At 68.4% G+C, this 10004-nt stretch carries 12 protein-coding genes; 11 read left to right on the forward strand and 1 reads right to left on the reverse strand.

The features are described from left to right. Positions 1 to 12 precede the first annotated feature (12 nt). The 11 genes from AB4061_RS13580 to AB4061_RS13630 all read left to right on the forward strand — a co-directional run bounded on the left by AB4061_RS13580 (position 13) and on the right by AB4061_RS13630 (position 9773). Positions 13 to 423 (forward strand): ExbD/TolR family protein, encoded by a 411-nt coding sequence (locus AB4061_RS13580; protein ID WP_006158977.1) that lies wholly within the window; start codon positions 13 to 15, stop codon positions 421 to 423. 10 nt (positions 424 to 433) lie between these two features. Further along, positions 434 to 1144 (forward strand): TonB family protein, encoded by a 711-nt coding sequence (locus AB4061_RS13585; protein WP_441634501.1) that lies wholly within the window; start codon positions 434 to 436, stop codon positions 1142 to 1144. 74 nt (positions 1145 to 1218) lie between these two features. After that, complete coding sequence (locus AB4061_RS13590) at positions 1219 to 2985, forward strand: putative porin (RefSeq protein WP_441634503.1); 1767 nt, start codon at positions 1219 to 1221, stop codon at positions 2983 to 2985. Positions 2986 to 2995: 10 nt separating this feature from the next. Beyond that, positions 2996 to 3745: a hypothetical protein gene (locus tag AB4061_RS13595; protein WP_441634505.1), complete on the forward strand. Its 750-nt coding sequence runs from the start codon at positions 2996 to 2998 to the stop codon at positions 3743 to 3745. Between the two features lie 191 nt (positions 3746 to 3936). Continuing rightward, a complete protein-coding gene (locus AB4061_RS13600; RefSeq protein WP_441634507.1) occupies positions 3937 to 4872 on the forward strand; it encodes a peptidylprolyl isomerase in 936 nt (311 codons plus the stop codon). Positions 4873 to 4952: 80 nt separating this feature from the next. Next, on the forward strand, positions 4953 to 5486 hold the full coding sequence (locus AB4061_RS13605) for a YbjN domain-containing protein (protein ID WP_441634509.1): 534 nt from the start codon (positions 4953 to 4955) through the stop codon (positions 5484 to 5486). Continuing rightward, positions 5486 to 5923, forward strand: coding sequence for a YbaB/EbfC family DNA-binding protein (locus AB4061_RS13610; RefSeq protein ID WP_441634511.1), 438 nt, complete (start codon positions 5486 to 5488; stop codon positions 5921 to 5923). Before AB4061_RS13605 ends, AB4061_RS13610 begins: the two co-directional genes overlap by 1 nt. Next, positions 5904 to 7325 carry a trypsin-like peptidase domain-containing protein gene (locus AB4061_RS13615; RefSeq protein WP_441634513.1) on the forward strand — a complete coding sequence of 474 codons (1422 nt, stop codon included), beginning with the start codon at positions 5904 to 5906 and terminating at the stop codon, positions 7323 to 7325. The genes AB4061_RS13610 and AB4061_RS13615 overlap by 20 nt, the downstream gene beginning before the upstream one ends. Positions 7326 to 7457: 132 nt before the next feature. Beyond that, complete coding sequence (locus tag AB4061_RS13620) at positions 7458 to 8174, forward strand: STN domain-containing protein (protein ID WP_441634515.1); 717 nt, start codon at positions 7458 to 7460, stop codon at positions 8172 to 8174. After that, a complete protein-coding gene (locus tag AB4061_RS13625; RefSeq protein WP_150984208.1) occupies positions 8175 to 8690 on the forward strand; it encodes an RNA polymerase sigma factor in 516 nt (171 codons plus the stop codon). Positions 8691 to 8780: 90 nt separating this feature from the next. Further along, positions 8781 to 9773 (forward strand): FecR family protein, encoded by a 993-nt coding sequence (locus tag AB4061_RS13630; protein ID WP_441634517.1) that lies wholly within the window; start codon positions 8781 to 8783, stop codon positions 9771 to 9773. Here AB4061_RS13630 and AB4061_RS13635 read toward each other — a convergent pair. Next, a partial coding sequence (locus AB4061_RS13635) for a hypothetical protein (RefSeq protein WP_441634519.1) occupies positions 9766 to 10004 on the reverse strand: 239 nt, incomplete at its 5' end. The genes AB4061_RS13630 and AB4061_RS13635 overlap by 8 nt on opposite strands.

The raw sequence follows: 10004 nt of genomic DNA on the forward strand, positions 1-10004 counted from the left end.
GAGCGCGCGGCCATGGCATACGCAGCCAAGTTCGGCACCAAGAAGCGCACGGGCGGCATCAACATCACGCCCTTCGTCGACGTGCTGCTGGTGGTGCTGGTGATTTTCATCCTGACCAGCAATGCCAGCATCCCGGGCATCAAGGTGGACCTGCCCAAGGCGAGTTCGTCGGTCGCGCTGGAGAAGCCCAAGACCAAGGCCATCACCATCGACAACGCGGGCCAGGTGTTCCTCGACGCCTATCCGGTGACGCTGCCGGAGCTGGAGGAGCGCCTGCGCACGGAGAAGGCGCTCACGCCGGATTTCCCAGTGATCGTGCGGGGCGACGCCGCCGTGCAGTACGCGAAGGTGGTGGAGGTGCTGGACCTGCTCAGGCGCATCGACCTGAACCAGATCGGCCTCGTCACCGGCAAGCCGGCGTGAGGAGAGTCGGGTGAAACATCGTGATCCAACTCCTCCTCCCCGGCAGCGCGCCATCGCCTTGTGGCGCCGCTGGGGCGGGCTGATCATCGGCGCGCTGGTCATCATCGGGCTGGCCGTGCTGGTCTGGCGCTTGCTGTCCGACACCGCCAGCACCAAGCGCGAGGTGGCGGCCACGCCGATGCTGGTGCTGCCACCGCCGCCGCCGCCACCTCCCGAGCCCGAGAAGCCGCCCGAGCCGGTGCCGGAGAAGGTCAAGCCGGAAGTGGTCGAGCCTGAACCCAAGCCGGCGGACCCGCAGGAAGCGCCGAAGGACGACGCCCCCCCAAGCCCGTCGAAGGATCTCGGCGACCCGGTCACGATCGACGGCGCGGCGCAAGCCGGCACGGATGCATTTGGCATCCAGGCCGGGCGCGGCGGCGGCATGACCGGCGGTGGCGGCGGGCTGGGCAGCCGGTCTTACTCGAGCTACGTCTCGGGTGCCTTGCAGCAGGCCTTTGCGCGCGACCAGCGCACCCGGCAGCTGGCGTTCGAGGACATCCGCATCGAGCTGTGGCTGGACGCCGACGGCCGCGCCACGCGCGCGCAACTGCTGCGCAGCACCGGCAACGCGCAGACCGATGAAGCCGTGCTGGCCATGGTGCGTGATTTCCGGGCCGACGAACGGCCGCCGGCATCGCTGCGCTTTCCGATGCGCATGTCGATCAAGGGGCGCCGGCCGTGACGCGGCCAGCGGGCCGCCGCCGCATGTCTCACCGCATGCCCAACCTATTCCACCTCATTCTCGTGAACGAACCGATGAACCATCCAGCAAACTCCCGGCGCCATGCGGAGCCGGCTCGCAAGACCCACGCGCTGGCCGTCGCCATGGCGATCGCGCTGCTCGGCGCAAGCGGAGCGGGCTATGCGCAAAGCGCGGCGCCCGCCGATAGCACCATGGTCAAGCTGATCCGTGGCCTGATGCAAAGTGGCGCCCTGAAAAAAGATGCCGGCGAAGCCTTGCTTGCCCAGGCCCAGACCGAAGCCATGGCGCAGCAGCAGGCGCAGCGCGTGGCGTCGGCAGCGCCGGCCGCCGCTGCCGGCGGCATGCGCGTAGAGCCGGGCGACGTGCGCGTGCCCTATATCTCCGAGACCGTGCGCGACCAGATTCGCGACGAGGTCAAGGGTCAGGTCATGGCCCAGGCCCAGGCCGAAGGCTGGGCGGCACCGAACGAAACACCGGAATGGACCAAGCGCATCCGCATCGAAGGCGACGTGCGCGTGCGCGACGAATCGCGCTTCTACTCCAGCAACAACAGCGACATCGCCATCGACTGGGCGGCCATCAACCAGGGCAGTGGCTTCGACGTCAACCCGAACACCAACCTCTCGCTGCCGCCGCTGGCCAACACGCGGCAGAACCGCGTGAGCCTGCTGCGTGCCCGCGCCAGGTTCGGCGTGCTGGCCGATATTTCCGACAGCACGCATGCCGGCATCCGCATTGCCACCGGCAACGACGACAGCCCGGTGTCCACCAACCAGACGCTGGGCGGCGGCCTGGCCAAGAAGAACGTGTGGCTCGACCAGGGCTGGCTGTCGTACAAGCCGGCGGAATGGCTCAACCTCACGGCCGGCCGCTTCGGCAACCCATTCGTGTCGTCCGACCTGCTGTTCTCGAACGACCTGAACTTCGACGGGCTGGCGGCGCAGTTCGACAAGGCGTTGCCCAACCGGGACGTCGCGCTGTTTGGCACGCTGGGCCTGGTGCCGCTCGAGTACTCCTCCGACAGCTTCCCCAGCCGCAGCCAGAACAAGGCGAGCAGCGAAAAGAAATGGCTGCTGGGTGCGCAGATCGGCGCGAGCTGGAAGCTCAACAACGACAATCGCTTGCGCGGCGCGCTGGCGTACTACGATTTCCGCAACGTCAGCGGGCAAGTGTCGCAGCCTTGCGCGTTGTACGCCGGCGCCGACGGCTGCAGCACCGATTGGTCGCGCCCGGCCTTCATGCAGAAGGGCAACACGCTGATGCTGTTGCGCAATATCGCGCTCAATCCGCTGGATCCGGCCGGCACCCCGCAGCCGCAATACGTGGGCCTAGCTTCCAAGTTCCAGCTGCTGGACCTGAACTTCCGCTGGGAAACCAAGGTGGCGGGCAGCCTCGGCCTGCGCATGGATGCGAACTACATCCGCAACCTTGCCTACGACGAGGGCGGCATGTTCTCGCGCGCAAACGGCGGCATCGTCAATAACTTCGGCGGCAGCGGCGGCACCAGCCGCGCGGACTTCAAGAGCGGCGGCAACGCCTACATGTTCCAGGCCACGCTGGGCAAGCCCGTTACGCTTGCCAAGGGCGACTGGAACATGCTGCTTGGCTACAAGCGCATCGAGCCGGATGCCATGCCGGACGGCTACAACGATTCGACCTTCCACCTGGGCGGCACCAACGCACGCGGCTACTACGTGGGCGGCTCGTACGCGCTCGACAAGAACACGTGGGTGACCGGGCGCTGGACGTCGACCAAGGAGGTCTATGGCCCGCCGCTGGCGATCGATATCTTGCAGGTCGAGATCAACACGCGCTTCTAGGAGGGATACCGTGTCATCCACATCATGCTTGCGCGGCGCCTGGCGTCCGCTGGCGCTCGCCGCCAGCTTCGCGATGGCCGGCGCAGCGGCTCACGCCCAGCCGGCCCAGACCATGGAAGAGCGCCTGCGCGCCCAGTTGCGCATCACCACCACGCAGCTGCAACAGGCGCAGAACGAACTGGCCGCGCTCAAGGCCGGCGCGCCCCATGCCGGCGCCGCGCCCTCCGGCGCGGATGCCGACACGAAGAAGGAACTGGAGCGTGCCCGCGCGCAACTCGCCGCCGAGCGCCAGGAGCGCGAGCGCCTGAGCGACAGGAACCAGCAGGCGCAACAGCAGGCTCAGGCGGTTGCCGAGAAGGCGAGCACGCAGATTGCGCAGTACCGCAACGCCTATGACGAACTGCTCAAGCTCGCGCGCGCAGCCGAGGCGGAGCGCCAGCGCCTGGCCCTGGAGGCCAAGGCGCAGCACGCCACGGTGGCGCAGTGCGAGGCCAAGAACGTGAAGCTCTACGCAGCGGGCCAGGAGATCCTGCGCGCCTACGAGACGGTGGGCCTGGGCACGGTGATGATCGCGCGCCAGCCCTTCGCGGCGCAGAGCCGGGTGAAGTTCGAGCAGATCGCGCAGGAGTATGGCGACAAGCTGTACGAAGGGCGCTTCGCGGCCGGCGCCGCGGCCGCCGCCGACGCGCCCGCGCAGGCGGCCGCCGATGTCAATGCTGCGGCGAGCGCCACGGGCGCGGCAGAAGCGCCACGCCCATGACGCGCAACGCCAGCAACGGACCGCGCATGGCAGTGGCGCCGAGCCTGCTGTTGCTGGGGCGTGAGTGTTTTGTCATGTTGCTGCGATGTCATGAGGAGCGCAGGCCAGTGCGCGGGCAAGGCGATGCCGCCGGCCCGCACAGGCGTTTGCCCGCGCTCCCCGAGAAAAAAGGTAAGACACAGATGATTCGAATGAAATCGCACGTCCAGTCCATGCTGCCGCCCGTGCGCATGGCCATCGGCGTCCTGCTGGCCTCGTGGCTGAGCGCAGCGCCGGTGCAGGCTGCGGAGCCTGCCACGGCAGGCGGTCTGGTGGTAGCGCGCGCCGGCTCGGTCACCGTTGGCCAGGATGACGTGGAGCGGCTGCTGCAGGGCCTGCCGGAAGCGGACCGCGCCGCGGCCAGGAGCAACCGCGCGGGCATCGAGAACTGGCTGCGCCAGCGCCTGGCCAGTGAAGCGCTGCTGCGCGAGGCACAGGGCAAGGCTTGGGCGGAACGGCCCGAGGTGAAGGCGCGCGTCGATGCCGCCGTGCGCGAGATCGCCGCGCGGATCGTCACCTCCACCTACCTGGAGTCGGTCACGCAGGTGCCGGCAGGCTATCCGTCTGAGCTCGAGGTGAAGGCGGCCTATGAAGAAGGCAAGGTGAACTTCCAGGTGCCCGCCACCTACCGCGTCGCGCAGATCTTCCTGGCTGCCCAGGGCAGCGACGCCGCGGCCAAGGTGCGCGACGAAGCCCGCAAGCTGGCCACGCAGGCACGCCAGGGCGATTTCGCCGCGCTCGCCAAGAGCCGCTCGCAGGATCCCCGCGGCGCCGAGCGTGGCGGGGAAGTCGGCACGCTGCCACTGGCGCAGATGCTGCCGGAAGTGCGCGACACCGTTGCCAGGCTGAAGGTTGGCCAGGTAAGCGACCCGGTGCAATCGGCCGCGGGCTTCCATGTGATGAAGCTGCTGGACACGCAGGCTGGCCGCACCGCAACGCTCGACGAGATCAAGCCGCAGTTGGCGGCGGCCATGCGCCAGCAACGCCAGCAGCAGCTCGTGCAGGCCTATATGGCAAAGCTGGTTGCGCCAGGCACGGCCAGCATCGACACCGCCGCGCTGGATGCCGTGCTGCAAAAAGTGAACTGAAGCGAGTGGGGCGCGGCACAAGGCGCCCCCTCAAGCCAGACCCAATCCCAATTTCCATTCTTTTTAACATCAGGATATCCATGACCACCACCGCAACCCAGATCGAAACCTCGGCAGCCAGCCTGCCCGCACTGCTGATGGCAGTCACCTCGGAGCAGGTCTGCGATGCCATCAAGGCCGCCGGCTGCGCCGTGACGGCCATCGAGCAGGACGGCGTGCTGCGCCTGCACAGCGCCAGCCATGGCGTTGGCTTCCAGGTCCTCTGGGGCAACTCGGTAGCGCCAGATGCGTACCTGGATTTCACGCTGAGCTGCCCGCTGCGGGTGCAAGGCGGCGCGTTGCCCGAGGGGGTGCTTGGCGACTGGCATCGCGCCAAGCGCTTCGCGCGCGTCGCGCAGCACGGCGAATTCCTGGTGCTTGAGATGGACGTGGTGATCTCCGGCGGCGTGGGCCCCGACTATCTCACCGTGGCGCTGCAGCTGTGGACGCAGATGATGGGACAGTTCTTCCTGCATCTGCGCAACTTCCAGCCAGCGCAATCGGATGCAACCGCGGATGCAACTGCGGATGCCCCTGCGGCTGCTCCTGTGCTGGAAGAGGGAGCCGCCACGTAATGACACGCAAGCTGGCTGTGCCGCAGAGAATGTGGCGGCGTTTGCTCCGTACGCTGCGGCTGGTGGGCCTGGGCCTGGGCGCGGCGTCTTCTGCCGCCGCCCCGGCGCAGCCGTTCCCGCAGCACTGGATGCGCTATGCGCAACTGGCCAGCACGGAGTTCCAGGCGCGGCTGGGCGATCCGGCCGACGCGAGCGCCCTGCGTTTGCAGGATTGGATGCAGGCCCGCGCGCAGCCGGCCGCGTCGTTGGTGATGCGTGTGTGGCTTGTCCCCAATGGCCGCGTGGAGCGCATGGAGTTCGACTCGCTGGGCAATCCGCAGGCCGACGCGGACTTGCGCGCGGTGCTGATGACGAAGGCGTTGCCTGAGCCGCCGCCACCGGATATGCGCCAGCCCATGGTGCTGGAGCTGGGGCTGGATGGCGCGCAAGCGAGCTGATGTGGCGATGGCTTTCGACCTGGGCCGCCGCAGCGGCTTCGTGCGGCGCTCGCTGGCCTTTGCCGCGCTGGTGCTGTTCTTGGCGCTGGCGGCAGGCACGGCCGGATGCGCGCCGCTGCAGGCGGCGCCATGGCGAGCCGCGCCTGATTTCTCGCGGCTGGTGCGCGAGAATGGCCCCGCCGTGGTCAACATTGGTGTGGCCCGCGAGGCATCGCCCGATCCGCTGCGCGGGCGTGCGCCGGGCCAGGACAATGTCGACGAGACCAGCCTGGGCTCGGGCTTCATCCTCAGCGGCGACGGCTACATCCTCACCAACGCGCACGTGGTCGCGCGCGGGTCGCTGGTCAGCGTGAAGCTGACCGACCGGCGCGAGTTCAAGGCCAGGCTGATCGGGCTGGACGCCGTTGCCGACGTCGCCCTGCTCAAGATCGACGCCACCGGTTTGCCGACGGTGAAGATCGGCGACGCCGCGAGCGTGGAGGTGGGCAGCTGGGCCCTGGCCATCGGCTCACCCTATGGGTTCAGCAACTCGGTCACGGCCGGCATCGTCAGCGCCAAGGGCAGGGTGCTGCCTGGCGCCGAGTACATGCCCTTCCTGCAGACCGACGTGCCGGTCAATCCCGGCAACTCCGGCGGCCCGCTGTTCAACCTCAAGGGCGAGGTGATCGGCATCAATTCCCGCATCTACAGCCGCAGCGGCGGCTACCAGGGCTTGTCGTTCGCCATCCCCATCGATGTGGCCATGCGCATCAAGGACCAGTTGCTGCGCCAGGGCGTGGTGACGCGCGGGCGTATCGGCGTGGCGGTGCAGGAGGTCTCGCAAGCCCTGGCCGATTCGTTCCGCCTGCCCCGGCCCGCGGGCGCGCTGGTGAGCTACGTCCAGCCCGGCGGGGCCGCCAGCCGGGCCGGCATGAAGCCGGGCGACGTGATCCTGCAGGTGGGTGCGCGCGACGTCGTGCAGTCCGCCGATGCGTTGATCTTCATTGCGGACCTGGCCCCCGGCGTCGCCGTCCCGCTGCGCGTCTGGCGGGACCGCGCCGCGCTCGCGCTGGAGGTGCGGCCCGATCGCTTCGACGCGCCACGGGTGGCGCGCCCGGCCGCGCCCGGGCACGCGCCGCTGGGCATGATGGTCAGGCCGCTGTGGGCGCAAGAGCGGCAGGTGCTGCGTATCGACGGCGGCCTGCTGGTGCAGCGCGTGAACGCGGCCGCGTCGCGCGCCGGCATGCACGCCGGCGACGTGATCCTCGCGCTCAACGGCCAGCCGGTCGACAGCATCGAGGCGCTGGCCGACGAGGCCAGCGCGGCCAACGGCGCGGTGGCGCTGCTGGTCCAGCGTGGCAACGCACGATTGTTTATCGCGATCGAGACACGGCAGCCGCCGGGTCCCGGGCAGGAGGAGTGAGCCGTGTCACGGCAGTGCTGGCACGCAGTCACGGCGGCGTCACATTGGATCCCTACGATGCGCACGAGTATGCACTTGGGCCACGCGCCCGATGCGGCAGGGACTCCTCAACGCACATGGCATTGGATCGTGATGGCACGCTTGGTCGCATCCCCCGGTGCGCGCGTACTGGTTGTCTATATGGCGGTCCTGGCCCTATGCCTTGCCTGCCAGCAGATCCGCGCCCAGCAGCCCTCCAACCGCGGCGCGGTGGAGATGGCATTCGACCTGCCGGCCCAGCCGCTCAAGCAAGCGTTGGCGCAATACGATGCGCAGACCAGCCTGTCCGTCTTCTTTTCCTCCGAGCTGGCAGCGGGGCGAACCTCGACTGCCGTCCACGGCACCTTCAGCCCGGAAAGCGCGCTGCGCAAGATGCTCGAGGGCACGGGGCTGGACGTGCAGGCAGCCGCGGCCGATGCCTTCGTGCTGGTGCCCGCGCCGCGCCAGGCGGACATGGCCATTGCGCAGCCCCCGGCCAGCGCCGCGCGGCAATATGAGGGCGCTGTGCAGTCGCAGGTCTATCAGGCGCTATGCGCGCGGCCCGCACTCGCGCTCGGGGAATATCGCCTCGCGCTTTATGTGCAGCTCAACGCGGCCGGCCGCGTTGCGCACGTGCGCCTGCTGGATACCACCGGCGACAAGGCACGCGATGCGGCCATCATCGAGACCGTGGAGCACGTCGATGTGGGCCAGCCGCCCGGGAATCCGGCCAAGGCATTCGTGCTGCTGGTCAAGCCGGTGCGCTGTGACGCCGCCGCGGCCCGCTCCGGCTCTTGCCAGCCACCCTGCGGCCGGCAGGCGAGCCGATAGATGAGCGACTCCAGCCGCTCCAGCTTGCGCGAGCTGCTCGCGCAACGCTACGACGACCTCAAGCGCCGCCTGACATGGCGCCTGGGCTCGGCCGAGCTCGCCAGCGATGCGCTGCACGATACCTGGGTGCACCTGGAAGACCGCAAAGAGGAGGGCGAGCCGGTCAAGAGCCCGGCCGCCTACCTGATGCGCATGGCCACCAACCTGGCGCTGGACCGGCTGCAGCGCGACCGCCGCTACATGAGCGCAGAAGAGATGGAGACGCTCATGGCCGAGATCGTCGACCCCGCGCCCGGCCCCGCGCAAACGGTCGCGGCGCGTGACGAGGTCGAGGCCGTTGCACGCCTCATCGAAAGCATGCCGCCACGCCGGCGGGCGATCTTCCTCGCGGTGCGGGTCGATGAACTGTCGAACCAGGAGGCCGCGGTGCGCTTCGGCGTGTCGCCGCGCCTGATCGGCCTGGAGCTCAAGCGGGCCCATGAGTACTGCATGGCCCATAGCCCCAAGCATGGATGAAAAAAAGCATGCCGATCTGTTGCTTCCCAACCGTCTTGTCTATGTCCACAGGCAAACCACGGTGGCGGCTCGCTTGATGCCATGATACGAATGATGAATCCTGCGCCACAACCGGAACGCACGCTTGACGCGATCGAGCGGCAGGCGCTTGCCTGGGTGCGCCGCATGGCGGCGGGCGAGATGACACCGGCCGACGGCGCTGCGCTGCGGCGCTGGTGCATGGCGGATCCCGCGCACCGGGCAGCCTTTTCCCTGGCACGGCAGCGCTGGGAGCAACTGGGCCACGCGGGCGAACTGGTTGTGGCGCGTAACCCGGCGAGCTCGCATTTTGTCGAGGCGCGGCGCGCGCCGAACTGGCAGCGGCGCGCCTTTCTCGGCGGCGCCATGAGCGCGGCGGCGGCCGCCGCAGCCGTGGCCGTCATCCAGCCACCGCTGGGCCTGTGGCCTTCCGTGGAGGAGCTGCGCGCGGACTACCGCACCGCGACCGGCGAGCAACGCCGGCTGGCGCTGGCCGAGGATGTCACCGTCGAGCTGAATACGCGCACCAGTATTGCCGTGCGCTCCGGAGCGGGGCGCGTGCAGGGCATCGACCTGATCTCCGGCGAAGCCGCCGTCGATACCTTGAATGCGCCGCGGCCGTTCGCGGTTGTCGCCGGGCCGGGGCGCGCGTTTGCGCAGAGCGCCCGGTTTGAAGTGCGGGTCACGCCTGCCGGCGTGTGCGTGACTTGCGTCGAGGGGACCGTGCAGGTGGCGCATGCCGCGGGCATCGCGACGCTGAGCGGCAAGCAGCAACTCACCTACGATAGTGCCGCGCTAGGACGCATTGTGCATGTCGATCCGACGTGGATGCCGGCGTGGCGCGATGGCTACCTGCGGTTTGCCGATGCACCGTTGCGCGAGGTGGTTGAGGAGATCAATCGCTATCGGCCGGGTAGGGTGGTGCTGTTGGACAAGCGGGTGGCGGGCAAGCATGTGACGGGGCGGTTTCAGATTCGGTCGCTGGATAAGGCGATTGCGCAGATGCAGCGCTCGCTGGGGTTGGAGGTGCGGTCGTTGCCGGGGGGGATTGTGTTGCTTAGTTAAGCGGTTTCTTGAAGGTGGCGGTTTTTGCGCTGCTGGCTGCTGGCGCAGATTGGCGTTTTTGGAGGGGTGTTTTATTGCTTCTAGCTGCTGGCGCGGCTGTACGGGGTTGGCCGTTTACGCACATGGAGGTGTCACTTTTCTTTACTCGTAAAGAAAAGATGGTATGAACGCGCCCCGTCCCCGCAGTGGAGCGCGAGGTGGCGAGACGGTAGTGTGGGTCAGGCAGAAAAG

This window comes from Cupriavidus sp. YAF13, assembly GCF_052113425.1.
Classification (GTDB): domain Bacteria; phylum Pseudomonadota; class Gammaproteobacteria; order Burkholderiales; family Burkholderiaceae; genus Cupriavidus.

What these genes read in the sequence shown, in the direction of transcription:
- AB4061_RS13625 (WP_150984208.1), top strand. Translation starts at nt 8,175, where the DNA reads ATGAGCGACTCCAGCCGCTCCAGCTTGCGCGAGCTGCTCGCGCAACGC.
- AB4061_RS13600 (WP_441634507.1), top strand. Translation starts at nt 3,937, where the DNA reads ATGAAATCGCACGTCCAGTCCATGCTGCCGCCCGTGCGCATGGCCATC.
- AB4061_RS13615 (WP_441634513.1), top strand. Translation starts at nt 5,904, where the DNA reads ATGGCGCGCAAGCGAGCTGATGTGGCGATGGCTTTCGACCTGGGCCGC.
- AB4061_RS13620 (WP_441634515.1), top strand. Translation starts at nt 7,458, where the DNA reads ATGGCACGCTTGGTCGCATCCCCCGGTGCGCGCGTACTGGTTGTCTAT.
- AB4061_RS13605 (WP_441634509.1), top strand. Translation starts at nt 4,953, where the DNA reads ATGACCACCACCGCAACCCAGATCGAAACCTCGGCAGCCAGCCTGCCC.
- AB4061_RS13610 (WP_441634511.1), top strand. Translation starts at nt 5,486, where the DNA reads ATGACACGCAAGCTGGCTGTGCCGCAGAGAATGTGGCGGCGTTTGCTC.
- AB4061_RS13590 (WP_441634503.1), top strand. Translation starts at nt 1,219, where the DNA reads ATGAACCATCCAGCAAACTCCCGGCGCCATGCGGAGCCGGCTCGCAAG.
- AB4061_RS13630 (WP_441634517.1), top strand. Translation starts at nt 8,781, where the DNA reads ATGATGAATCCTGCGCCACAACCGGAACGCACGCTTGACGCGATCGAG.
- AB4061_RS13580 (WP_006158977.1), top strand. Translation starts at nt 13, where the DNA reads ATGGCATACGCAGCCAAGTTCGGCACCAAGAAGCGCACGGGCGGCATC.